Consider the following 25,219-nt stretch of genomic DNA (forward strand, 5'->3'; position numbering starts at 1 on the left):
AATTGACGAAGTACAAGAGAGGAAGGAAACGGACGGAAATGGGAAATTCGATTGTGAGGGCCCATACTGAAGAAACTGGTGAATTTTTAGCCGAGGTTGTCACGATGGTCAACAGTTATTTAAATCATACGACATTACCGGAAATGCAGGCTTCTGGAAAGGCGGATGAGGCATACTGCCGCGATGTGCTCAGTGTGCTGAGAAGGATGACCGTCTTTTGCGAAGGCGCCCAGGAAGCCTGCCGCCGGCTCTTAATGCAGGAGCCGTTTCATGAGGCGAGAGCGGAAAAAACACTGTATAAAGTGTATCATCAGTGCGTGGAAGAATTTTTCATGCCGAAAAAGGATACGTGGTACGAAAACAGCCGCGCCGCTTATACAGGCCAAAGTGCGATTGAATTTTATCAGCATGTGCCCGATTCGCTGCGGAGCCTTCTGCTTTCACTAAGCAGTGAGTTTCTGCGCATGCGTGAAGAATTGGCGCAATATGAAGCATCAGGCTCGAATATGGTATCATCCAGATAAAAAAACTCTCCCAAAGGGAGAGTTTTTTTACGTAAAAGAGATGCAATTGGTATTCATAAGTCATGGACATGCGCATAAACTTGTACAAACCCACAACAAGGACGTGAGCATTCATGCGCTTTCTCAAAAAAGCTGCCGTATTTCTTTTGATTTTTGTTATTTTGTTTTCTATTACAGACGGAAATACGGCACATGCCCAAATACATGTCAGCGCAAAAAGCGCGATTATAATCGACGGTGCATCAGGCAGGGTGTTGTTTGCTAAGGACGAACACCATAAGCGGCGGATCGCGAGCATTACGAAAATCATGACGGCGGTGCTGGCGATTGAATCTGGGAAGATGGAAGAGACTGTGACGGTTTCGCCGAATGCCGTAAAAACGGAAGGCTCGGCCATTTATCTTCAGCCTGGACAGAAAGTAAAACTGAAGGACCTCGTTTACGGGCTTATGCTGAGGTCAGGAAATGACGCCGCTGCGGCCATTGCTGAATATGTCGGCGGAAGTCTTGACGGTTTTGTATTTATGATGAACCACAAAGCCGAGCAAATCGGAATGGAAAATACAAAATTTCAAAACCCGCACGGGCTGGACGACCATGAAAATTTATATTCAACGGCGTATGATATGGCGCTTTTGACTAAATACGCGATGAAGATCAAGGAATACCGGACTGTTTCGGGCACCAAAGTGTATAAAGCGGAAACGATGGACCGGGTATGGAAAAATAAAAACAAGCTTCTGACAGGGCTTTATCGTTACAGCACAGGAGGAAAAACGGGGTACACAAAAATCGCGAAACGGACGCTCGTTTCGACGGCTTCAAAAGACGGCACGGATCTTATCGCAGTCACCATAAATGATCCGGATGACTGGGATGACCATATGAATATGTTTAATTATGTCTTTGAGCACTATAAAACCTATATCGTCGCCAAAAAAGGCGGCATCCCGAAGCTGAAAAAGACGTTTTACGGAAAACACGCTTTTATTTCCCGGGATGTCAAGTATTTGTTAAAAGAGGATGAGATCGATGATGTGAAAATCAGCACAACCTTAATAAAACCGAAAAAAGCTTGGAAAAAGGATGCTTCTCTCATTCCTGATGTCGTCGGACGGATGACTGTTATGCATGATGGGAAAGTGATCGCCAAGGTCCCCGTCTATTATGAAAACGAGCACCTTAAAAAACCGAAAAAGCATTTCATTGAAACATTTACGAGCCTGTTTATGAGCGCGACGGGCGGTTCAGCATGGTCAATTTAATCTGGGTCTGTCTGACGGTAATCGGACTGGTCTTTGCGATGTTTAACGGAACCTTGCAGGATGTGAATGAAGCAGTTTTTAAAGGAGCGAAAGAAGCGGTTACGATTTCGTTTGGATTAATGAGCGTCCTCGTGTTCTGGCTCGGCCTGATGAAAATAGCCGAGCAGTCCGGCCTTTTGGATATATTCAGCAGAATGTGCCGTCCGTTTATTTCTAAGCTGTTTCCTGATATTCCCCCTGATCATCCGGCAATGGGATACATCTTATCAAATCTCATGGCAAACTTTTTCGGATTGGGAAATGCGGCGACGCCCCTCGGCATTAAAGCCATGGAGCAGATGAAAAAGCTGAACGGAGGCAAGTCTGAGGCCAGCCGTTCCATGATTACCTTTTTGGCGGTAAATACTTCGAGCATTACATTGATACCGACAACCGTCATTGCCGTCCGCATGGCTTATTCGGCGAAATCACCGACCGATATCGTCGGACCGACCATCTTAGCGACTTTAATTTCGGGCATCGGCGCGATTTTCATTGACCGCTACTTCTGGTACCGCCGCAAAAGAAAAGGGAGGTAAGCGAATGGAAATGGTGAATTGGCTGTCTTTAGCCATGATTCCGATTATTATCGCCGGTATATTGATATACGGCACGATCAAAAAAGTGCCGACTTATGAATCATTCGTTGAAGGCGGAAAAGAAGGAATAGAGATTGCGTTTTCCATCATTCCGTATTTGGTCGGGATGCTTGTGGCGATAACCGTATTCCGGGCCTCGGGCGCGCTTGATTTTGTCATGGGGCTGTGCAAGCCTTTCTTTACGGCGCTCGGCATTCCCGCAGAGGTCGTGCCGCTTGCTCTGATCCGTCCGATTTCGGGTACGGCGGCGCTCGGCATGACGACGGATTTGATCGCCGTGTACGGGCCTGATTCATTTATCGGCAGACTGGCCTCGGTCATGCAGGGATCGACTGACACGACGCTGTATGTCCTGACTGTGTATTTCGGTGCAGTCGGCATCAAAAAAATGGGGGATGCTTTAAAGGTTGGTCTTCTTGCTGATCTGATCGGGGTGGTTGCATCAATCATCATAGTTACGTTATTATTTGGAAGCGCCTGATTGAGGCGCTTTTTATATATCAGAATAATGCTCCTTGAAAAAGCTTGTTTGTTCAAGGGGAAAAAAGTAAGATTATACTTGAGGTGAACGACATGGAAAGACTGCAAAAAGTTATTGCTCATGCCGGCGTGGCATCACGCAGAAAGGCAGAAGAGCTGATAAAAGAAGGAAAAGTAAAGGTGAATGGAAAAGTAATAACAGAGCTCGGCGTAAAAGTGACCGGTTCTGATCAGATTGAAGTAAACGGATTAAAGGTGGAGCGGGAAGAACCCGTGTACTTTCTGCTTTATAAACCGAGAGGAGTGATCTCAGCTTCTGATGACGATAAAGGGCGGAAAGTGGTAACCGACTTTTTCAAAGAAGTGCCGCAGCGTATTTATCCGATCGGCAGACTTGATTATGATACGAGCGGTCTTTTATTACTGACAAATGACGGCGAGTTTGCCAACAAACTCATGCACCCGAAATACGAAATTGATAAGACGTACGTCGCCAAAGTGAAGGGGATTCCTTCCAAGGAACTTCTGCGGAAGCTTGAGCGCGGCATTCAGCTTGAAGAAGGCAAGACAGCGCCGGCCAGAGCGAAAATGCTTTCTCTGGATAAAAGAAAGCAGACGAGCATTATTCAGCTGACAATTCATGAAGGTCGGAACAGACAGGTCCGCCGTATGTTTGAGGCGATCGGTCATGACGTGCTGAAGCTCAAACGTGAAGAATACGCCTTTTTAGATTTAAGGGGCCTTCACACAGGAGACGCAAGAGAATTGACGCCGCATGAGGTGAAAAGGCTGCGGTCTTTAGCTGAACACGGTAAAAACGCTTTCTAATTTTCACATAACCTTCAAAAATTACAAAACGCGTAGATGATATAATTGAATGGATTTGCAGGCAGGGGAGGGGAGCAGTGTACAATGAACAAAAAACGGCGGCGTTTATTCATTCGGACCGGCATCCTTCTCATCTTACTCTGCGCGCTCGGATATACCGTCTATAATGCTGTTTACTCAAACGGCGAGCGTATATCTGAGGGGTCCAAAGCCCCGAATTTCGCGCTGAAAGATACAGAGGGCAGACTCATAGAACTGAGTCAGTTAAAAGGAAAAGGTGTTTTTCTGAATTTCTGGGGAACGTGGTGCGAGCCGTGCAAGCAGGAATTTCCCTATATGGAGAATCAATACAAGCATTTTAAAGACCTCGGTGTCGAGGTGATTGCGGTAAATGTCGGCGAATCAAAAATTGCAGTACATAATTTTATGAAAACATACGGCGTCAATTTCCCTGTTGCGCTTGATACTGACCGGCAAGTGCTGGACGCGTACGGCGTATCGCCTATCCCGACGACATTTTTGATCAATCCCGACGGAAAAGTCGTGAAAGTGGTGACCGGCACGATGACAGAACGCATGGTTCATGACTATATGAATTTAATTAAGCCGGAGGCGTCTTCATGAAAAAGGCTAAATGTGAATGCGGACACGTGAATCCAGCCGGGACGGTATTGTGCGAGTCATGCGGAAAGCCGCTTGATGATCAAAAGTCGCCGCTTGCCGATATGCGGTACGACGGCAGCGCAAGACGTTCGCAAACATATAACAAAACAATTGTAGATAAGGTATGGAATTTCTTTTCTTCCGTTAAAGTCGGAATATGGCTGATCGTCATTACTCTGGCGGCGTCGGCATTCGGCACGGTTTTTCCGCAGGAAGCTTATCTGCCGCCGGGCGCTCAGCCGGATACATACTATGAACAGCAGTACGGCACAATCGGCCAATTGTATTATCTGCTGGGCTTTCATCACCTGTACGGCTCATGGTGGTATATGCTTTTGATCGCATCAATCGGCGTATCACTTGTCATCTGCAGCCTTGATCGGGTGATTCCGTTGTACAGGGCGCTGAAAAATCAAGGCGTTCAGCGGAATCCGGTCTTTTTAAGGCGGCAGCGTCTATACAGCCGGACAGAAACTGAGCTGAGCGGAGATACGGCTGATGGCATCAGAACACGATTGAAAAAAAAGCATTATAGAGTGCGGGAACAAGAGGGAAGTATTCTCGCAGAAAAGGGCCGTTTTTCAAGGTGGGGGCCCTACGTTAATCATATCGGCCTGATCATTTTTCTGATTGGGGCCATGCTGAGATTCGTCCCGGGGATGTACGTCGATGAAACGCTCTGGGTCCGTGAAGGCGAAACCGCCCAGATTCCCGGCACCGACGGCCAATATTACTTAAAAAACAACCGGTTCACCATGGAGACGTATAATAAAAACACTGAGAAAAAAGTATTCGCCGATGCCATTGACAGAGCCGGAAACGGCAAAGTCGCAAAATCCTTCACAACGGATGCGGTTTTGTACAAGAGGGAGGGCGACATCGTATTCGGTGAAAAGCCAAAGCTTAAAAGAGTCAAAGAAAACGATATCCGCGTCAATGAACCGCTGCGGTTTGACTCCTATTCTGTGTATCAGGTGGACTATAAAGAAAACCAGCTCGATCAGATGGTATTCCAGCTGATCGACCAAAAAACAAAACGGTCATTCGGCAAACTGAAGATCAATCTTCTTGATCCCGACACGGACTATGATCTTGGTAACGGTTACAAAGTGCAGATCGCCAGTTATCTTCCCGATTTTTATTTTAATAAGGACGGAGAACCGAGCACGAAAACAAAGGTCCCAAACAATCCGGCTTTCGTCTTTAAAGTCACGGCTCCTGACAAGCCGAAAGGGGAGAAAAGCTTTGTTGCGATTCAGCAGACTGTTGAAGGTTCCGCAAATAACAAGTACAAATTAAAATTCGACCATGTGGAAACGAAAAACATTACAGGTCTCACCGTCAGAAAAGATTTAACCTTATGGGTGCTTGCCGTCGGGGGCGCGATCTTTATGATCGGCGTCATTCAAGGGATGTACTGGCAGCATAGAAGGATCTGGATCAAACCCGGTGACAGCGAAGTGCTTGTGGCAGGACATACGAACAAAAACTGGTTCGGTTTAAAAAAGGATATCGGATATGTTCTTAGCGGGACGGAGATTAAAGAACCGGCCGATCAAAAAGAACTGGTCAAAAATCAGGCCTAATGAAAAAGGAGTGGTGTCATGGCGGAGCTGAGCGCAAATTTTCTTTATGCTGCCTTTTTGATTTATTTAATTGCCGTCCCGGTTTTCGGCGGCGCCATCCGGGGAACAAAAGGCGCAAAGGACGGGAAGGGCCGCTGGTCGGCTATCGGAATCACGTTAACCATTGTCGGATTTCTATGCCATCTCGCCTACTTCATTGCGAGATGGTCGGCAAGCGGACATGCGCCTGTCAGCAATATGTTTGAATTTACAACGTCATTCGGCATGATGCTTGTTCTCGCTTTTATTATTATTTACTTTATTTACAGACTGCCGTCTTTAGGCATGTTCACATTGTCTGTCGCACTTTTGCTGATCGCGTACGCAAGCATGTTTCCCGCTGATATTACGCCGCTTATTCCGTCATTGCAGAGCAATTGGCTGTACATTCACGTCACGACGGCGGCGCTCGGGCAGGCAATTCTTGCGATCAGCTTTGTAGCCGGTGTCATTTTCCTGTTAAAGCATGTCGACCAGTCCAGACCGGGCAAAAAAACGTTCTGGCTCGAGGTCATCATGTTTATTATTGTGACGACGGTGGCATTTATCGCTGTGACGTCGGCATTCCGGCTGGCGGACTACAAAGCCGAATTTAATTGGGTGGATAAAAAAGACGCCAAAAGCGTCATGATATATGATATGCCTGCGCTTGTCGGCCCGCATGATGGAGAACTGCTTACAGAAGGCGCGATGAAGCCGTTTATTGAGCTTCCGGCTATTTTTTCAGGCAGAAAGGTCAATACGGTGATCTGGTCGTTTGGCGCGGGTCTCGTCTTATACGGCGCCCTCAGACTGATATTCAGAAAGAGAATCAGCGCTCTTTTAAGCCCGCTCGTCAAAAATGTGAATCTGGACTTGGTAGATGAAGTTGGCTACCGCGCGGTTTCTATCGGCTTTCCGGTATTTACGCTCGGCGCGCTTGTGTTTGCGATGATCTGGGCGCAGCTTGCATGGACGCGTTTTTGGGGCTGGGACCCGAAAGAAGTATGGGCGCTGATCACCTTTTTATTTTACGCAGCGTACTTGCACTTGCGGCTGTCAAGAGGCTGGCATGGCGAAAAGTCCGCGTGGCTTGCCGTCATCGGTTTCGCCATTATTATGTTTAACTTAATTTTTGTGAATCTCGTGCTTGCCGGACTTCATTCGTACGCATAGAGCCGAAAGCCGATACAGTTCTCAAGCAGCCGTACAGTTTGTTAAAATGATAGTAACAGAAGGAAAGCAGGGGGAAAACGATGGATCAAACAAATGAAACTAAAATATTAGTAGTAGATGATGAAGCCAGAATTCGACGCCTTTTAAGAATGTACCTTGAACGGGAAAACTATGTGATTGAAGAAGCGGAAAACGGCGATGAGGCCATTAAAATGGGGCTGGCATCAGATTATGATCTGGTGCTTTTGGATTTAATGATGCCGGGAACGGACGGAATAGAAGTATGCCGGCAGCTTAGAGAAAAAAAAGCAACGCCGATTATCATGCTGACGGCAAAAGGGGAAGAAGCCAACCGCGTCCAGGGGTTTGAAGCAGGCACGGACGATTATATCGTGAAGCCTTTCAGTCCAAGAGAAGTGGTGCTCCGGGTAAAGGCGCTCTTAAGAAGAGCTTCCCAAACATCCTATCTGACAGCCAATACGCCGACAAAAAATGTGCTCGTCTTTTCACATCTTTCCATCGATCACGATGCTCACAGAGTGACCGCGGACGGCACAGAGGTAAGCCTGACGCCGAAGGAATATGAACTGCTGTACTTTCTGGCAAAAACACCGGACAAAGTGTATGACAGAGAAAAACTTTTAAAAGAAGTGTGGCAGTATGAATTCTTCGGTGATCTCAGAACGGTTGACACCCATGTCAAACGGCTCCGTGAAAAATTAAACAAAGTATCCCCGGGAGCGGCGAAAAAAATCGTCACCGTCTGGGGAGTCGGATACAAATTTGAGGTAGGCGCTGAATGAAGTTTTGGAAAAGCGTAGTAGGAAAGCTTTGGTTTACCATTCTTTCACTCGTATTAATTGTTTTATTTATTTTAACGGTGCTGCTTCTGGAGTTTATAGAAAATTACCACGTAGAAGAAGCAGAAAAAGATTTAACGCAGCTTGCCGATAAAATTGCGGTCATTATAGAAAATCATGAAGACCAGCCGCTTGCCAGATCCATCACGTGGGAGCTGGCGGACAATTTAACGAGCATCGCGATCATTCAGGACGATAAGCATGTCTGGTATTCGCCCAATGACGATAATCATTTATCCTCTATTACATTGGAACAGATCAAACACGACCGGGATCTGCACAAGGCGCTGACAGACCGAAAAAAAGTAAGCAAACGCGCGGTGCCCAACAATGCCGGTTCCGATAACGAACGGCTGATCGTCGGAGTGCCGTATGAAAAAGACGGCAAAAAAGGCATGGTCTTTTTATCTCAGTCGCTGCTTGCCGTCAAAGATACGACGAAACATACGACACGCTATATTTTTCTTGCGGCGGGCATCGCCATTGTCTTGACAACGTTTTTCGCCTTCTTCTTGTCCAGCAGGGTGACGTACCCGCTTCGGAAAATGCGGGAAGGCGCCCAGGATTTGGCGAAAGGAAAGTTTGATACAAAGATTCCGATTCTTACTCAAGATGAAATCGGGGAGCTTGCCATCGCCTTTAATCAGATGGGCCGGCAGCTCAATTTTCATATCAACGCGCTGAATCAGGAAAAAGAACAGCTGTCCAATATATTAAGCAGTATGGCAGACGGAGTTATCACCATTAATATCGACGGCACCATTTTGGTGACAAACCCGCCGGCTGAACGCTTTCTGCAGGCCTGGTATTATGAGCAGAATATGAATATTAAAGAAGGAGACAACCTTCCGCCTGAGGCGAAAGAGCTTTTCCAAAATGCCGTGAGCACAGAAAAAGAGCAAATGATTGAGATGACGCTTCAAGGAAGGTCATGGGTTTTATTAATGTCGCCTCTTTATGCGGAATCACACGTCCGCGGCGCCGTAGCCGTGCTCCGTGATATGACCGAAGAGCGCAGGCTTGATAAGCTGCGTGAAGATTTCATTGCCAATGTCAGTCACGAACTCAGGACCCCGATTTCTATGCTGCAGGGATACAGCGAAGCAATAGTGGACGACATTGCAAGCACCGAAGAGGAGAAAAAAGAAATCGCACAGATCATTTATGATGAATCTCTTCGCATGGGCCGGCTCGTCAATGATTTGCTGGATTTGGCCAGAATGGAATCCGGACATACGGGCCTGCATTATGAGACGGTGAATCTGCATGAATTTCTGGAGAAGATCTCCCGGAAATTCTCCGGTGTAGCGAAAGAAAAAGAGGTTTCGCTCACAGAAGATATTGCCGTGTCTCAGCCGGAGTGTGTTTTTGACGAAGACAAAATGGAGCAGGTGTTTACCAACCTTATAGATAATGCGCTGCGTCACACAGAGTCAGGCGGAAACGTTCATATCGCGGTTCAGACCGTGAAAGACGGTTTGAAAATCGATATTAAAGATTCCGGCTCGGGAATACCTGAAGAGGACCTGCCTTTTATTTTTGAACGTTTTTATAAAGCGGACAAGGCGAGAACAAGGGGCAGGGCAGGAACCGGACTCGGACTTGCCATCGTGAAAAATATCGTGGAAGCCCACGGCGGCTCAATTGCGGTGCACAGCAGCATTGACAAAGGAACGACATTTACATTTTATATTCCGACAAAAGTGCAGGATGGCGTCTGAAATTGACGAACAATCTTGTTCCATACGAAACACCCGCAGAACATGCGGGTGTTTTTGTTTATTTCTCCTTTAAAAATTTAAGAATATGTTAATATAAATTCCCTTCCAAATTCCAGTTTCTCGTAATATAGTTGTAATGTAACTTTTCAACGCATTTTTACGACAAAAAAGTGAACGGAGGGGCTTCCCATGGAAGAAACCTTTCAGATATTATATGATTCATACCATCAAGATTTATACCAATTTTTATTTTATATGGTGAAAGATAAGACTCAGGCTGAGGATCTGGCGCAGGAAGTGTATATCCGCGTCTTGAATTCTTATCATACTTTTGAAGGAAGAAGCAGTGAAAAAACATGGCTGTTGTCCATCGCGCGCCATGTGGCGATTGACTGGTTCCGCAAGCAGCAGACGATCAGACAGCGTATTATGGGTACGTTTGATTGGGATACACAAGATGTCAGAGATCAGCATTTGCTTCCGGACGAACTCGCCGTACAGCATGAAAATGTCCGGGAAATTTATACCGCGCTTGATCATTGCACTATAGATCAAAGAGCTGTTATTATCTTGAGATTTATTCAGGGATATTCCATCCAGGAAACAGCCGCCGCTCTTGGCTTCTCGGAAAGCAAAGTCAAAACGACCCAACACAGAGGGCTCAAAATACTTCGGAAACAGATGGAGCTTTTGAGGGAGGAGCTAATGGATGATGAAGTCATATTGGAACGAAGAAAGGGTAGAGGAGTTGTTAAGACAACTTCCGGCGGTTAGAGATCATCGTTCACCAGAGGCCATTTACCGGAATGTTGAAACGGGTAGACAGGACAGAAAAAAACCGGCCCGAAGCTGGGTTGGCCCCGCCGCCGCCGGCATCTGCGCATTGTGCATCGCTCTGATTATATCTCCTCACCTGATGACAAAAAACGAATCTGCCGGTGATCTTACAGCTGACAGCGGTCAAGCTGAAATAGCCAGTCAGTCAGCTGCTGTCAAGCCGGATCAGAAGACGTTTGTCGTTTCTAACGAAAACAAAAACAATTACATTACTTTAGCGTTTGCCGATTCAGATACATCCGCCGTCATTCCGGTCAGTTTTGAAAAAAAGAAGCCTGACGAATCGGTTTCAGAGGCATTCTCTGATGCAGAAAACTTAGAAGTGCCCGAATCTTTCCTCTCTGTTCCTCAGCTTTTGGACGGTGTGCAAGTAACCGCGGTTAAGAAAGATTTGCTTGTGCAGGTAAACGGACGGCTTTCAATCGAATCAGCTGCCGAAGCTGATTTATTGAAAAAGATGCTGGAAGAGACTTTGACCTGGAGTCCTTACGAGCGGATAAAATTGACAAAGATTCAAAACGGAGAAGGTCAGGATTTTTTTAAAGCTTCCGGCCTTTCGGCTGAGATGTCCGTACATAAGCAGGCCAACCGGGCGTATTTTTCTTATCGCGACAGTCTGGGACAAGAGTATCTCATCCCGTCTGCACAAACCTATTATTCAGTTTATCAGGCCATTGACGGGATGAAAACAACAGACGGAGACTCACAGACCGCGAGCATTATAGAAGCAGATGCGATTGCATCGGTATCGGAAAGGGAAAGCGGCGAGCAGCTGCGGATCCAGTTGTCCGAAAAACATAAAGTTGAAGATTCGTTGGAAGGCATTTTAATGATTGAAGGGCTTCTGTTAACTGCGAAGGAATTCGGTTATTCTGAGGTGCTGTTCACACATGCGCCTACAAAGAAAATCGGCAATTATGATGTGACAAAACCGATCGCTGTGCCCGCCGCGCCTAATCCGCTTCCGAACCATTAAATGTGAAAAACCCAAAACATATGAATGTTTTGGGTTTTTTGTTTGTTACGGAAGGTCAATCAATTTAACTGAGACAATATCCTGAATTGAAGTCAGCTCATTGACGACTTTGTCATCTAAATGTTTATCAAAAGAAAGCATCATAATGGCTTCTCCGCCTTTTTCTTTACGGCCTACCTGCATGGTAGCGATATTGATATCGTTATCGCCGAGGATGCGTCCGACGCGTCCGATTACACCGGTCGTATCCTGATGCTGGATATAAACGAGGTGGCCGGCAGGATTTAAGTCAATATTAAAGCCGTTCAGTTCTACGATTCGTTCACCGAAGTGAGGGATATACGTAGCTGTTAACGTAAAGGTGCTCCGGTCTCCGGTCACTTTTACGCTGATGCAGTTATCATATCCTGTTTCATTGGAGGAAATCTTTTCGCTGAAGCTGATTCCGCGTTCTTTTGCTACACCGCCGGCGTTCACTTCATTGACCGTTGAGTCTACACGCGGTTTTAAGAAGCCGGACAGCAGGCTTTTTGTAATAAATGATGTTTCAAGTTTCGCGATAGTGCCTTCATATTGAATGGCAACATCCTTGACGGGTTCTTTCATACATTGTGACACGAGACTTCCGATTTTATCGGCAATTTGGTGATAAGGCTGAATTTTTTTGAATTCATCCTTCGTCATCGCAGGCAGATTGATCGCCGACATGACAGGCAGACCTTTAGCAAACTGCAGCACTTCTTCAGAAACCTGCGCCGCGACATTCAGCTGTGCTTCTTTCGTTGATGCGCCTAAGTGAGGTGTGGCGATTACTAACGGATGATCTGGGAGTTTTGACTCAACAGGAGGCTCCACTTCAAACACATCAAGCGCAGCGCCTGCGACATGCCCGCTTTCCAGCGCTTCCAAAAGCGCAGCTTCATCAATAATCCCGCCTCTTGCACAGTTGATCAGGCGGACGCCTTTTTTTGTTTTGGCAATGGTTTCTCTGTTAAGCAGACCTTTTGTTTCCTTTGTTAAAGGCGTGTGAACGGTAATGATATCCGCGCTTTCAAGCACTTCTTCGAATGTCCGGCTGTTCACGCCGATTTTGCCGGCTCTCTCCTCGGTTAAGAACGGATCGAATACATGGACAGTCATACCGAATGCTCTGGCGCGCTGGGCGATTTCGCTTCCGATCCGGCCCAGACCGATAATACCTAAAGTCTTTCCGTAAAGTTCCGCTCCGACAAAAGCCGTCCGGTTCCATTCCCTTGATTTGACTGAAATATTGGCTTGCGGAATGTGTCTCATTAATGAAGAAATCATCGCGAATGTATGCTCTGCCGTTGAAATGGTGTTTCCGTTCGGCGCATTAATCACGATAACTCCATGTTTTGTGGCCTCATCAATGTCGATGTTGTCTACGCCGACACCGGCTCTGCCGACGATTTTTAAAGAAGTCATCTTTTTAAACAATTCTTCGGTTACTTTTGTGGCACTGCGGACTAACAGGGCATCAAAGGTATGTAATTCATCTTCTGCATCCGCGACGTTTTTTTGAACAATTTCTATAAAGTCTGATTCCATCAGCGGCTTTAAGCCGTCATTGCTCATCTTATCTGAGACCAAAACTCGAAACATTGTTAGATTTCCTCCTAGTTTAGCTGACTAAATATCTGATAATTTATCATATTCTTAATTGAGTGTCAATGTGTATTGACGCAGTAAAGGAGAAAAGGAAGCCGATAATTCAGTTAAAATGGGCTTTATCAATATTTTATATAAAATTGAGCAGTTCTCTATACAATTACAATTTGATCATATATAATGTGAATAAATTCATAAGATCAATCTTCGGGGCAGGGTGAAATTCCCTACCGGCGGTGATGAGCGTCATGCTCTAAGCCCGCGAGCTGCTTCGGCGGCAGGATCCGGTGAGATTCCGGAGCCGACAGTATAGTCTGGATGGGAGAAGATGGAGGTTCAGCAGACGTTTTGATGCTTATATCTAACGTTTCTTTGCCAAGCCTTAGTAAGCTCCCGCTTTTTAATAAAAGCGGTTTTTTTATTGAGGTGCAAAAGAACCTTTCCTCTTTTCGAGAGATTTGATCGAAAAGGAGAGAGCATTGTGAAAGTAAAAAAATTAGTTGTCATCAGTATGCTTAGCAGCATTGCGTTTGTGCTTATGCTGTTAAATTTCCCGTTTCCGGGTCTGCCGGATTACTTGAAAATTGATTTCAGTGACGTTCCTGCAATTATTGCCATTTTGGTTTACGGGCCTGCGGCGGGGATTGCGGTTGAAGCGATTAAAAATATTCTGCAGTATATCATTCAAGGAAGCATGGCCGGCGTGCCTGTCGGGCAGGCAGCCAATTTTATCGCGGGGACGCTGTTTATTCTGCCGACAGCGTTTATGTTTAAAAAGCTCAAATCTGCTAAAGGACTTGCAGTGAGCCTGCTGGCCGGAACCGCAGCAATGACCGTGCTGATGAGTATTTTGAACTATATTCTCATCCTGCCTGCGTATACTTGGTTTTTACATTCACCGGCATTGTCAAACAGCCAATTAAAAACGGCGGTTGTGGCAGGAATTCTGCCGTTTAACATTGTAAAAGGCGTTATCATCACCATCGTCTTTACGTTCATCTTTACGAAGCTTAAACCTTGGATTGAACAAAAACGCAGCATCCAGACACAATAACCACGCCAAAGCGTCCGCTCTGTAAAACACAGGCCGGGCGCTTTTTTGATTGTTTGATCACGCAAAAAAATAAGACTCCGGCCGATAACAGCCGGAGTCTTATTCAAGAACTAAAAGCTCCTCTCACGGGGAGGGCTTTTTTATTCGTATTTTAGCGGGTCGCCTTCGAACGGCTCATCCGCAACTTTGATTGAATCAGTAGGGCATCCTTCAAATGCGTCAATCATATCTTCTTCCAGCACTTCCGGAACTTCGACGACACCTTTATTTTCGTCAAGTGTAACGAATGCAATGCCTTCATCATCATAATCATAAATGTCTGGTGCCGCAGCTCCGCAGGCGCCGCATGCAATACACGTATCTTTATCTACGATTGTGTACTTTGCCATGAAAAAAAACCTCCCAGATTGTTCGTGTTGGAACAAATGGTTTACCTTATATATTTTTTAAATATAACACCTATTCCTCTTACTTATTGTAATGATGTTAGTGTCAAATTTCAACAGAAAAATGATTGAGAATGCTTATCACATAAGGGATTCTCTTTAGCACTTCCCCCCAAAAGATGACTTTAAACGTCAAATTTATATGAAAATCTGTTAAAATAAAAAGAACCAAAAAACGAAACTTGTCACAGAAGGAATGTAGGTGTGTTTAGATTGGCGATAAACTACTTTGATACCGTGGTTCTCGACTGTCTGGACAAAATAGACGGCGAACGGACTCCGAGTGCTGTGTTTCATTTATTAAAAGGAAAAAAGTCGTCTCAAACCATTCAGGATGCCGGCTTATTTCAGATTGCTAAATATTTCGGCATGGCTTCTCAGTGTGAACGCGGCGACATTGCGGATTCTATGCATAAACTCGCCGGGGACTTATACATTACAGCCGGAAAAGAAGAGGGAACGTGTAAAGTGACTGCACGCGGCGTTCAAAAGCTCGAACGGGCATTTGCCGAGCGGCCTTGGCCGAAGCATTGTCACGGCGCGAATTATCAAACGCCGGCCGTTACCTTGTGGAAGCGGCTTTCCCTGCTCATTCAAGTCCTGTCAAACAAAGAGCGCCAATGCAGTCAATATATCCCGGTTACAAACGATGTGCAGGCGCTGAGATGGGTCAAACGGTTCATGCGCAAAAACAGAGACGCCAAAGAGCTCTCCGTCCAAATGCATGACGCGCTGTTTCAGCTTCTGCAAGGCGTAAGTGAACGGCAGGCCCTTATTTTTGTCTATTCTTTAACATCTTTCGACAGAATCGGCAAAACGAATAAGCAGCTCGCTTCTCAGCTGAACGAAGATGAATGGTATGTGTCCGTCCAGTTTTGGGGAGCGGTACATTATGTTATTCAATCGCTTCCGCAATGTGCACATCCGGCTCTAGGCGAGCTGTTGTCCGATTTGCGGGCGGAAAGCGCGCTGACACAGTCTGCCAGGAAAACCTTGGAGCTTTTGGAAAAAGGTTTTCCGATTGAAAGGATCGCCGCGGTCAGAAATTTAAAAACCGCCACCATCGAAGATCATATCGTAGAAATATCACTGCATCAGCCTGCATTTTTTATAGAACAGTACATTTCTGAAGAGGACCAGCGTATGATAACGGCATTTGCAAAACAGCATCAAACGAATAAAATTAAACGGATTCGCGAAGGAATGCAGATGCGCTTCAGCTATTTTCAGATCAGGCTCGCGCTGGCAAAGACGGTGAAACAGCATGACTGAGCTCCATAAAGCTTTATACCGGCACTTTGGTTTGCATTCGTTTAAAAAAGGGCAGGAAGAGATTATGACTAGCGTGCTCCAAAAAAAGGATACGATCGCCATGCTTCCGACCGGCGGGGGAAAATCATTATGCTATCAGCTTCCCGGTTACATAATGGACGGACTCGTGCTGATTATTTCGCCGCTCCTTTCATTAATGGAAGATCAGGTGCAGCAGCTGAAAGCGAAAGGAGAAAAACGGGTTGCGGCATTAAACAGCATGCTGAATGCTGCCGAGCGGCATTTTATTCTCAGCAACATCAACAGGTACAAATTTCTTTATATGTCCCCTGAAGCCCTCTCGTCACCTTATGTGCTGAACCGTTTGAAAAACGTCCCGGTCAGTTTGTTTGTCATTGATGAGGCTCATTGCATATCAGAATGGGGGCATGATTTCAGGCCTGATTATTCAAAGCTCGGGCCCTTCAGGCAAGCACTCGGCAAGCCGCCTGTATTGGCGCTGACCGCAACAGCGACAAAAGAAACGCTCAGTGATGTGACGGACGTGCTCGGACTTGAGCATGCAGTGCGCCATCTATATTCTGTCAACCGGCCGAATATTCTTTTGACGGTTGAACATTTGGCTGATAATGCCGAAAAAATAAGCAGGATCACGGATCTCGTCAAAAAGCTTGAAGGCCCGGGCATCGTGTATTGTCCGACCAGAAAGTGGGCGGAAGAGCTTGCGGCTGAGCTGAACGAAAAAACGGGAAAGCGGACGGATTATTATCATGGAGGGATGGATACAGGCGACAGAATTTTAATCCAGCAGCAATTTATCCATAACCAGCTTGATTGCATTTGCTGCACCAATGCGTTCGGCATGGGTGTGGACAAGTCTGATATCCGCTTTGTCATTCACTTTTATCCTCCCCAAACGGCTGAGGCCTTTATGCAGGAAATCGGCAGAGCGGGACGCGACGGCAGCCCGAGTGTCAGTATTTTGCTGAGAGCGCCTGGCGATACAGAGCTTCAGCAGCAGATTATTCAGACAGAAAGCTTGTCTGATTATGATCTGGAAGGCATTCTGGCCATCATCCGGGAAGCCGGTACGAGCGATGAGCGAAAGCTTCGGGACGTTCTTATAAGTAAGGGCGTTCAGGAAACGCAGGCGCGAACGGCCATCCACCTGTATCTGCAGGGAAAAACCACAAAAGAACAGCTGCAGGAAGAACTGACATACCGCGTGGAAAAGAAGCTGCATAAAATGAACCGCTTTTCGGCGTTATTGGAGCGGGAAGAATGCATAAGAAAAGCGCTGTTGGCTTACTTTGATGAATCGTATGAGCCTGAAGATCAAACAGGACAATGCTGCAGCAGCTGCGGAGTTGATCTGGCCCCGTACGAGCAAAAAGGAGAACGGAAAAACATGGAGCGGTTTGAAGATTGGAAGATGGAATTAGACCGGATTTTCGGTTTAGAGTCTGCGGGTGAGTTGAGCTGAGACGGCAAAGCGAATTGATCCATCAGCTCTCAGACCGGGAGATTGTCATACAGCTTTATGTTACCCAATTGCTCATATTGGCGGCTTCAGCCGTTATCGGCTTTTTCTTTTTCACTGATGTTCACGATTTTTTAAAGCTTTGGCATATACGTGACGATAAAATCATATGGTACGGTGTAACTCTTGCCGTCCTTGTCATTTTTGCCGATCTGGCGGTGATGAAATGGTGTCCTTCGCATTTATATGATGACGGCGGTATTAATACATTGCTTTTTAAGAACAGGCCGGTTTTGCACATTTTGTTTTTGACGCTTCTCATTTCGTTCAGCGAAGAGATTTTATTCAGAGGCGTCCTGCAGACACATATCGGTTTATGGGCCGCCAGCTTGATTTTCACCGTGCTTCATTTCAGATACTTGGCGAAGTGGCTTCTGTTTATTATGGTTGCGGGCATCAGTCTTTTGCTGGGACTTATTTATGAATGGACCGGCAATTTATTCGTTCCGGTTACAGCGCATTTTATTATTGATGCGGTATTTGCCTGTCAAATCCGTTTTCAATATGTGAGGAGGGGTTTGCATGACGGAAATGTCAAGAGTTGAAAGAAGAAAAGCTCAGCTGCGTGCCGAGCAGCAGGTTGCCGCGGCCGCGGATGAACAAATTGAATATCTTGAAGACAGCCTCCCGACAAGACAATCTGTAAAAGAGGAGCGTAAAAAAAAGGAAGAGCAGGTGAAGGAAAAAACCAAAACAAAAACACCGCTGTTCACTTTCCTGACCGTTCTGTTTATTATTGTGACAATCGGTGTCTTTTTCGGTCTTCTGTATATGACGAACAGCAGCAGATTTGACCCGAAGGATTATGAAGATGTCTTCATAGATCACAGTGAAAGTGCGCCTGCCGTTACTCCGAAAGCGGACGTTCAGAAAGAAACATCCGAAACGGCTCTTTTAAAAGAGCCGGAAAAAAAGTCTGAGGCCAAAGAAAAAAAAGAAACGGCCGCATCTGAAAAAACGAAAAAGAAACCGATTGAAAAAACACCGAAAAAAACGGAAACGGCTTCAGAAAAACAGGTGGTGAAGCCGAAAGAAACCGAATATGCGGAGACCAAACAGCAGTCTCCGCCGGCTGTCCGTGAAAAAGCGGTTCCGGCTGCCGGCAGTGATCAAGCCGGAACCGTCCGGCAAAAAGTGCGGACCGTCCAGCATACTGTACAGCCGAAAGAAACGCTTTACCGCATTTCAATGAAATATTATAAAAGCCGGGTGGGCGAAGAAAAAATCCGCAGCTACAACGGGTTAAACGGAAACGACGTGTATACCGGCCAGGTTCTGAACATTCCGCTGTCCGAATAAATACATATTTTCACCGCGGCTTTCATATAGTGTATCAATGAAAACGGACAAGGTGTGAAGCGCATGGATTCTTTATGGAAGCAATTAGACCGATTTGCTGACGGACCGACGAAACAAATGCTTCAGGCACTGGTTAAAAGGAAATTAAAATACGAAAATTATGCCGCGCAATGCCGAAGATGGCAGTGGGCGTCCCTCGTTTGCTTTTCCCTGATGTGCGTACTGCTGATTTTTAAAAGCTTTAATGCCCCTCAAGCTTCTCCGCAGCTAATTCTGCAGGAAATATTAGGCCATACGGTTTATTTGTGCTGGATTATGGCTTCCGCTTTTGCGTATTGCACTTCTTATTATTTTAAAAAAAAGGAAGAAAAAGCTGAGGGAGAATTTCATAAACTGAGATGTGAAATTATCCAAAAAAGCACGGATTTATGGCCTCAGCCGGAAAAATGGCGGGCGAGAGAATCCGTTTTTCACTTAATGAAACATCGGTATGATATCAATCTTTATTTTGAAAGCAAATAAAAAGAGGCGTTTTCCGGAAAGGATAGAAACGTCTTTTTTTGTTTGTCCGTCTAATGTAAGACAATGACAGAATGGAGAGTGCATTTTATGAAGCTTACAGCGGGAATTCTCGGCTCATTGGCGGGAGCGGCTGCAGTTATGGCGGCCGTCATGTACAAAACGGCAAACGGCAGCCATCTGAAAACACATACATTTACGCTTGATAAAATGAAAGGGATGAAGCCGCTCACCATCTTCTTTATATCTGACGTGCACCGCCGTTTAATTGATGAAAAGCTTCTCTGGGAAGCATCGGTTTATAAGCCGGATGCGGTTTTGCTCGGCGGTGATTTGGCGGAGGGCGGAGTTCCTTACGCCAGAATTGAAGAAAACATCAAGCGTCTGACGGCTCTTGCGCCTGTCATTTATGTGTGGGGAAATAATGATTACGAGGTCAGCCAGCAAAAATTGCTCTCTCTTTTACGGGCATATAAAGTGATTCCGCTGAGAAATGAATCGGTTCAGTTTGCTTATAAAGGGGAAACTGTTACGATCTGCGGCGTGGATGATATCCGGATGATGATGGATGATTACGAATCTGCGGTCAGACATACGGATGCAAACCAAGTAAATCTCCTGCTTTGCCATAACCCGGAAATCCATGAGCAGATGAATGAGTCTGACGGAATTGATGCCGTGTTCAGCGGCCATACGCACGGCGGCCAAATCCGTTTCGGCCGGTTCGGGCCGTATGAGTTGGGCGGGACGGGCACGGTAAAGAAAGCGCATTACCTGATCAGCAACGGCTACGGCACGACAAAAGTTCCGCTGAGGCTCGGAGCGAAACCGGAGACGCATATCATTACGCTGTGCGGCCCTGATGAGCCGTTTTCCTGAGACAAACCCGGCCGTTCCGATAAAAAACGGCATTCTGCTTGTCTTCCCGCTGTACACGGTGTAAACTGATAACAAATTAAGAACCTATGACTCATTTATTCATATACTGTGTTATATGATTTGTGTGCAAGAAGAGGCAGGAGGGAACATTATGCGGCTTGAGCGTCTGAACTATAATAAGATTAAAATCTTTTTAACCCTCGACGATCTGACTGATCGGGGATTGACAAAAGAAGACCTCTGGAAGGACTCGTTTAAAGTCCACCAGTTATTTAAAGATATGATGAATGAAGCAAATACAGAGCTCGGCTTTGAAGCGAATGGTCCGATCGCGGTGGAAGTATATTCTCTTCAGGCACAAGGCATGGTTGTGATTGTAACGAAAAATCATGACGCGGACGCAGAAGATGACGAATATGACGATGATTATATCGAGATGCAGGTCAAACTTGACGAAAGCCCGGATATTATTTATCAGTTCCATTCGTTTGAAGATATCATTCAGCTTGCCGGGAGCCTTCATCGCATCGGGATTACCGGCGGAACCGTCTACCACTATGAGAACCTATACTATGTAAGTCTTGAAGACCTCGGCTCCCGTTCTGCCGAAGGCGTTGTCTCGGTGCTGGCCGAATACGGGCATCCGGCGACGATCACGATTTACAGGCTCCATGAATACGGAAAACTCATCATGGACGGCAATGCTGTAGAGACCATCCAGAAACATTTTTCATAAAAAAGATGAAACGGCTGCTGTTTTCAGCGGCCGTTTTTTTTTGAGCGAAATTATGGAAAAAATCATTGTCTTTCTCCTATGCACGGAGATATTGAAGGTGTATACTAGTCACTGAAAGGGAGCATGAGAGAAACAGAAGATTTTAGGAGGTTAACTCAAATGGCAGCCGATCGATTCACCGGTCATAATGAAGAAGACAAACATGATGTATTAAAATCAACCCAAACCGTAATACATAAAGCTCTGGAAAAATTGGGGTATCCAGAAGAAGTGTATGAACTGCTGAAAGAACCGCTCAGATTATTAACGGTTAAAATTCCGGTTCGGATGGATGACGGGTCTGTGAAAATATTTACAGGCTATCGTGCGCAGCACAATGATTCCGTAGGTCCGACAAAAGGCGGTATTCGTTTTCACCCGAATGTAACTGAAAAAGAGGTGAAAGCACTTTCTATCTGGATGAGTTTAAAATGCGGCATTATTGATCTTCCTTATGGCGGTGGTAAAGGCGGAATTGTTTGTGATCCGAGAAATATGTCATTCAGAGAGCTTGAAAGACTGAGCAGAGGATACGTCAGAGCAATCAGTCAGATTGTCGGACCGACTAAAGACGTCCCGGCGCCTGACGTATTTACAAACTCGCAGATTATGGCTTGGATGATGGATGAATATTCACGAATTGATGAATTTAACTCACCCGGCTTTATTACGGGAAAACCGCTTGTACTCGGCGGATCCCACGGCAGGGAATCAGCTACGGCAAAAGGCGTCACCATCTGCATTAAAGAAGCGGCCAAGAAAAAAGGCCTCGATATTCAGAACGCGCGCGTCGTCGTACAAGGTTTCGGAAACGCGGGCAGCTATCTGGCAAAATTTATGCATGACGCCGGCGCGAAAGTTGTCGGAATTTCTGACGCGTACGGAGGCCTTTACGATCCGGACGGTCTTGATATTGATTACCTGCTTGACCGCAGAGACAGCTTCGGAACAGTGACGAAGCTCTTCAATGACACCATTACGAATCAGGAGCTGCTTGAGCTTGACTGTGATATACTGGTCCCGGCAGCGATCGAAAACCAAATTACAGAAGAAAACGCTGACCGCATCAAAGCGAAAATCGTAGTAGAAGCGGCAAACGGACCGACGACACTGGAAGGAACGAAAATCCTGACAGACAAAGGAACGCTGCTGGTTCCCGATGTTCTGGCGAGTGCCGGCGGTGTAACGGTTTCTTATTTCGAATGGGTTCAAAATAACCAGGGCTTCTACTGGAGTGAAGAAGAAGTCGAAGAAAAACTGGAAAATATGATGGTAAAATCGTTTAATAATATTTATGAAATGTCCCAAAACCGCCGGATTGACATGAGGCTTGCGGCTTATATGGTCGGCGTGCGGAAAATGGCGGAGGCTTCGCGTTTCAGAGGCTGGATATAAACCAATCGTTTGCATAAACAAAAAAAATCTCCTATGATAATATAGGAGATTTTTTATATGAGTGGAAACTTATGATGGAAATGCCAAATCGCAGGAGTTGAAGGACATGACAGAAGAAAAAGCAATTATAATAGGCGGAGGTCCTTGCGGATTATCGGCGGCTATACATCTGAAGAAAATTGGCGTAAACGCCCTTGTGATCGAAAAAGGAAATGTCGTAAACAGCATTTATCACTATCCGACACATCAAACTTTTTTCAGTTCAAGTGAAAAACTGGAGATCGGCGATGTCGCCTTTATAACGGAAAACAGAAAACCGGTCCGAATACAGGCTCTCTCGTACTACAGAGAGGTTGTCAGAAGAAAAGAGCTTCGTGTAAACGCCTTTGAAACGGTGGAGCGCGTCACGAAACAAGAAGACGGCCGTTTTCTTGTCGAAACGTCAAAAGACCGCTATCTCACTCCGTTTTGTATTATCGCGACAGGATATTATGATCATCCGAATTATATGAACATACCGGGTGAAGAGCTTCCTAAGGTATTTCATTACTTTAAAGAAGGCCATCCTTATTTTGATAAAGATGTCGCGGTGATCGGCGGGAAAAACTCGAGTGTAGATGCGGCTTTGGAATTGGTGAAGTCCGGCGCGCGCGTTACGGTGCTCTACAGAGGAAATGAGTACTCCCCGAGCATCAAGCCGTGGATTCTGCCTGAGTTTGAGGCCCTCGTCAGAAACGGAACAATCCGGATGGAATTCGGCGCTTGTCTTGAAGAAGTGACGGAAGATGAGATCATTTTCCGCTCCGGCCGGAATGAGACGGTCAGGCTGAAAAACGATTTTGTATTTGCCATGACAGGATATCATCCCGATCACGGATTTCTTGAAAAAATCGGTGTGCAGATTGATGCAGAATCAGGCCGGCCGTTTTTCCGGGAAGAAACGATGGAAACAAATGTTGATGGTGTTTTTATTGCCGGGGTTATTGCAGCGGGAAATAACGCCAATGAAATTTTTATCGAGAACGGCCGTTTTCACGGCGGCTTGATCGCAAACGAAATTTCAAAACGGCTGGGTGCAGAGAGCATATGATCATTCATATGCTCTTTTTTAGAAATTGGAAGATGTAAAAATATAAACAACATGGTACGATAGATATAGGAATATACAGGAAAGAGGTTGCCTGATGTTTGCAATCATCTCTGCAGGAATTGCTCCCGGCATTGCGCTGTTAAGTTATTTTTATTTAAAAGATCAATATGACAATGAACCCGTACATATGGTGCTGAGGTCTTTTTTTCTCGGAGTTGTACTTGTGTTTCCGACCATGTTCATCCAGTATGTTCTTGAAAAAGAGCATGTAGGGGGAGGAAGCTTTTTCGTTTCGTTTTTGTCTTCGGGCTTCTTGGAAGAGTCGGTGAAATGGTTTGTTCTGATGATCAGTGTGTACCCGCATGCTCATTTTGATGAGCATTATGACGGAATCGTTTACGGGGCAAGTGTGTCATTAGGCTTTGCGACGCTTGAAAATATCCTTTATTTATTCGGCCACGGTGTTGAGCATGCTTTCATCAGGGCGATTCTGCCGGTCTCCTGCCACGCGCTGATCGGGGTGATCATGGGGTTTTATCTTGGAAAAGCCCGCTTTTCGCAGAAAAAAGCCCGTGTGAAGTGGCTAGTGATTTCACTGGTTGTGCCTTCATGTCTGCATGGTTCTTACGATTTTATTCTTACCGCCCTCAATCATTGGGTATATTATATGCTGCCGTTTATGCTGTTTTTATGGTGGTTCGGGCTGAGGAAGGCAAAAAAAGCACGTTCCGTCAATATAATCCAAGTATGAAGAAACCGCGCGCCGCGCGCGGTTTCTTTTTTATGCCTTGACAGGGGATAAGAAGGAAACGTGCATAAAAATAACCTCGTGACAGACAATACGGGTACACTTTAAATTTTGCTGGAGGAGGCTTGAAAAGATGAAGTGTAAAGGAGCGCTTATGGCTTGTCTTATTCTATTTTCATTCGCCGCCGCTATCTTCGATCATGAAACGGCCCATGCGTTTTCAAATCAAGTGATTCAAAGAGGCGCAACGGGTGATGATGTTATAGAATTGCAGGCCCGTCTGCAATATAACGGATTTTATAACGGGAAAATCGATGGTGTTTACGGCTGGACGACATACTGGGCCGTACGGAATTTTCAGGAGAAATTCGGCATGAAGCCGGTTGACGGCCTCGTCGGCGCGAAAACCAAGCAGGTGCTGATTTCAAAATCAAAATACTACCGCGAATATGTAATGGAGCAGATTCAAAAAGGGAATACGTTCACCCATTATGGCAACGTTCCTTTAAAAAACCAAACGAAACCGTCTGCCGGCGCGCAGAAACCTGCTGGAACGAATAAGCCCGCTCAAAAACCGCAAAACAATACAGGCGGTCAGTCAAATCAAAAGCAAAATACGACAGCGGCCAATATGCCGGGCGGTTTCTCAAACAACGACATCAATCTTCTGGCGCAGGCTGTGTACGGGGAAGCGCGCGGTGAGCCGTTTGAAGGACAGGTTGCCATCGCCGCTGTTATTTTAAACCGTATTAAAAGCCCGTTATTTCCGAATACGGTGGCCGGCGTCATTTTCGAACCGCTCGCGTTTACCGCTGTTGCCGACGGCCAAATATATATGCAGCCGAATGAAAGAGCAAAAGAAGCGGTTCTTGATGCGATTAACGGCTGGGACCCTTCTGAAAACGCGCTTTATTATTTCAATCCTGATACGGCGACAAGCAAATGGATTTGGGGACGTCCGCAGATTAAACAGATCGGAAAACACATTTTCTGTGAGTAAA

26 protein-coding genes and 1 riboswitch are annotated in these 25,219 nt (G+C 45.9%); of the genes, 24 read left to right on the top strand and 2 right to left on the bottom strand.

Annotated elements, in window-relative coordinates; translation table 11 throughout:
• Positions 1 to 38 precede the first annotated feature (38 nt).
• From ACQE26_RS12580 to ACQE26_RS12635, 12 genes are all read left to right on the top strand, one after another.
• The gene (locus tag ACQE26_RS12580; protein ID WP_016939138.1) at positions 39 to 524 is read left to right on the top strand and encodes a DUF3907 family protein; all 486 of its coding nucleotides are present in this window, start codon (positions 39 to 41) and stop codon (positions 522 to 524) included.
• A gap of 113 nt (positions 525 to 637) precedes the next feature.
• A complete protein-coding gene (locus ACQE26_RS12585) occupies positions 638 to 1,789 on the top strand; it encodes a D-alanyl-D-alanine carboxypeptidase family protein (RefSeq protein ID WP_500469609.1) in 1,152 nt (383 codons plus the stop codon).
• On the top strand, positions 1,777 to 2,367 hold the full coding sequence (locus ACQE26_RS12590; RefSeq protein WP_003153385.1) for a nucleoside recognition domain-containing protein: 591 nt from the start codon (positions 1,777 to 1,779) through the stop codon (positions 2,365 to 2,367). The genes ACQE26_RS12585 and ACQE26_RS12590 overlap by 13 nt, the downstream gene beginning before the upstream one ends.
• Before the next feature lie 4 nt (positions 2,368 to 2,371).
• On the top strand, positions 2,372 to 2,908 hold the full coding sequence (gene spmB / locus ACQE26_RS12595) for a spore maturation protein SpmB (protein WP_003153387.1): 537 nt from the start codon (positions 2,372 to 2,374) through the stop codon (positions 2,906 to 2,908).
• A 92-nt stretch (positions 2,909 to 3,000) separates the two neighbouring features.
• Positions 3,001 to 3,735, top strand: coding sequence for a 23S rRNA pseudouridine(2605) synthase RluB (rluB, locus tag ACQE26_RS12600; RefSeq protein WP_500469610.1), 735 nt, complete (start codon positions 3,001 to 3,003; stop codon positions 3,733 to 3,735).
• Between the two features lie 84 nt (positions 3,736 to 3,819).
• Positions 3,820 to 4,359, top strand: coding sequence for a thiol-disulfide oxidoreductase ResA (gene resA / locus ACQE26_RS12605; protein WP_045925489.1), 540 nt, complete (start codon positions 3,820 to 3,822; stop codon positions 4,357 to 4,359).
• Entirely contained in the window at positions 4,356 to 5,984 is a 1,629-nt protein-coding gene (resB, locus tag ACQE26_RS12610; RefSeq protein WP_438420147.1) for a cytochrome c biogenesis protein ResB, read from the top strand. Before resA ends, resB begins: the two co-directional genes overlap by 4 nt.
• Positions 5,985 to 6,002: 18 nt before the next feature.
• Complete coding sequence (gene ccsB / locus ACQE26_RS12615) at positions 6,003 to 7,178, top strand: c-type cytochrome biogenesis protein CcsB (RefSeq protein ID WP_500469611.1); 1,176 nt, start codon at positions 6,003 to 6,005, stop codon at positions 7,176 to 7,178.
• A gap of 80 nt (positions 7,179 to 7,258) precedes the next feature.
• Positions 7,259 to 7,981 carry a DNA-binding response regulator ResD gene (gene resD / locus ACQE26_RS12620; protein ID WP_003153397.1) on the top strand — a complete coding sequence of 241 codons (723 nt, stop codon included), beginning with the start codon at positions 7,259 to 7,261 and terminating at the stop codon, positions 7,979 to 7,981.
• Positions 7,978 to 9,759, top strand: coding sequence for an ATP-binding protein (locus tag ACQE26_RS12625; protein ID WP_016939132.1), 1,782 nt, complete (start codon positions 7,978 to 7,980; stop codon positions 9,757 to 9,759). The genes resD and ACQE26_RS12625 overlap by 4 nt, the downstream gene beginning before the upstream one ends.
• A 189-nt stretch (positions 9,760 to 9,948) precedes the next feature.
• Positions 9,949 to 10,533, top strand: coding sequence for an RNA polymerase sigma factor SigX (sigX, locus tag ACQE26_RS12630; protein WP_016939131.1), 585 nt, complete (start codon positions 9,949 to 9,951; stop codon positions 10,531 to 10,533).
• Positions 10,469 to 11,572 carry an RsiX family anti-sigma factor gene (locus ACQE26_RS12635; protein ID WP_500469612.1) on the top strand — a complete coding sequence of 368 codons (1,104 nt, stop codon included), beginning with the start codon at positions 10,469 to 10,471 and terminating at the stop codon, positions 11,570 to 11,572. The genes sigX and ACQE26_RS12635 overlap by 65 nt, the downstream gene beginning before the upstream one ends.
• A 45-nt stretch (positions 11,573 to 11,617) precedes the next feature.
• Here ACQE26_RS12635 and serA read toward each other — a convergent pair whose 3' ends face one another.
• A complete protein-coding gene (gene serA, locus ACQE26_RS12640; RefSeq protein ID WP_500469613.1) occupies positions 11,618 to 13,195 on the bottom strand; it encodes a phosphoglycerate dehydrogenase in 1,578 nt (525 codons plus the stop codon).
• A 205-nt stretch (positions 13,196 to 13,400) separates the two neighbouring features.
• Positions 13,401 to 13,535: riboswitch (FMN riboswitch) on the top strand.
• Between the two features lie 147 nt (positions 13,536 to 13,682).
• Here serA and fmnP point away from each other — a divergent pair.
• Complete coding sequence (gene fmnP / locus ACQE26_RS12645; RefSeq protein WP_015240114.1) at positions 13,683 to 14,255, top strand: riboflavin transporter FmnP; 573 nt, start codon at positions 13,683 to 13,685, stop codon at positions 14,253 to 14,255.
• A 140-nt stretch (positions 14,256 to 14,395) separates the two neighbouring features.
• On the opposite strand, the gene ACQE26_RS12650 is transcribed toward fmnP, so the two are convergent.
• Entirely contained in the window at positions 14,396 to 14,644 is a 249-nt protein-coding gene (locus tag ACQE26_RS12650; protein ID WP_003153403.1) for a ferredoxin, read from the bottom strand.
• 270 nt (positions 14,645 to 14,914) lie between these two features.
• Here ACQE26_RS12650 and ACQE26_RS12655 point away from each other — a divergent pair, with 270 nt between their 5' ends.
• The 11 genes from ACQE26_RS12655 (at position 14,915) to sleB (ending at position 25,218) form a co-directional block, all read left to right on the top strand.
• Positions 14,915 to 15,973: a YpbB family protein gene (locus tag ACQE26_RS12655; RefSeq protein WP_500469614.1), complete on the top strand. Its 1,059-nt coding sequence runs from the start codon at positions 14,915 to 14,917 to the stop codon at positions 15,971 to 15,973.
• On the top strand, positions 15,966 to 17,456 hold the full coding sequence (locus tag ACQE26_RS12660; RefSeq protein ID WP_500469615.1) for a RecQ family ATP-dependent DNA helicase: 1,491 nt from the start codon (positions 15,966 to 15,968) through the stop codon (positions 17,454 to 17,456). The genes ACQE26_RS12655 and ACQE26_RS12660 overlap by 8 nt, the downstream gene beginning before the upstream one ends.
• Positions 17,457 to 17,470: 14 nt before the next feature.
• Positions 17,471 to 18,058: a CPBP family intramembrane glutamic endopeptidase gene (locus ACQE26_RS12665; RefSeq protein WP_047475711.1), complete on the top strand. Its 588-nt coding sequence runs from the start codon at positions 17,471 to 17,473 to the stop codon at positions 18,056 to 18,058.
• A complete protein-coding gene (locus ACQE26_RS12670) occupies positions 18,036 to 18,812 on the top strand; it encodes a LysM peptidoglycan-binding domain-containing protein (protein ID WP_500469616.1) in 777 nt (258 codons plus the stop codon). Before ACQE26_RS12665 ends, ACQE26_RS12670 begins: the two co-directional genes overlap by 23 nt.
• A 63-nt stretch (positions 18,813 to 18,875) precedes the next feature.
• Positions 18,876 to 19,334: a YpbF family protein gene (locus ACQE26_RS12675; RefSeq protein ID WP_016939124.1), complete on the top strand. Its 459-nt coding sequence runs from the start codon at positions 18,876 to 18,878 to the stop codon at positions 19,332 to 19,334.
• Between the two features lie 87 nt (positions 19,335 to 19,421).
• Positions 19,422 to 20,210, top strand: coding sequence for a metallophosphoesterase (locus ACQE26_RS12680; protein WP_438420142.1), 789 nt, complete (start codon positions 19,422 to 19,424; stop codon positions 20,208 to 20,210).
• 151 nt (positions 20,211 to 20,361) lie between these two features.
• Positions 20,362 to 20,946, top strand: coding sequence for a genetic competence negative regulator (locus ACQE26_RS12685; RefSeq protein WP_500469617.1), 585 nt, complete (start codon positions 20,362 to 20,364; stop codon positions 20,944 to 20,946).
• A 159-nt stretch (positions 20,947 to 21,105) separates the two neighbouring features.
• The gene (gudB, locus tag ACQE26_RS12690; RefSeq protein ID WP_016939121.1) at positions 21,106 to 22,380 is read left to right on the top strand and encodes an NAD-specific glutamate dehydrogenase; all 1,275 of its coding nucleotides are present in this window, start codon (positions 21,106 to 21,108) and stop codon (positions 22,378 to 22,380) included.
• Positions 22,381 to 22,486: 106 nt separating this feature from the next.
• A complete protein-coding gene (locus ACQE26_RS12695; protein ID WP_500469618.1) occupies positions 22,487 to 23,470 on the top strand; it encodes a YpdA family putative bacillithiol disulfide reductase in 984 nt (327 codons plus the stop codon).
• 94 nt (positions 23,471 to 23,564) lie between these two features.
• On the top strand, positions 23,565 to 24,221 hold the full coding sequence (prsW, locus tag ACQE26_RS12700; protein WP_045925478.1) for a glutamic-type intramembrane protease PrsW: 657 nt from the start codon (positions 23,565 to 23,567) through the stop codon (positions 24,219 to 24,221).
• 130 nt (positions 24,222 to 24,351) lie between these two features.
• On the top strand, positions 24,352 to 25,218 hold the full coding sequence (gene sleB / locus ACQE26_RS12705; RefSeq protein ID WP_060964878.1) for a spore cortex-lytic enzyme: 867 nt from the start codon (positions 24,352 to 24,354) through the stop codon (positions 25,216 to 25,218).
• Position 25,219 lies beyond the last annotated feature (1 nt).

The sequence above is a fragment of the Bacillus sp. 5RYD7K genome, assembly GCF_059831465.1.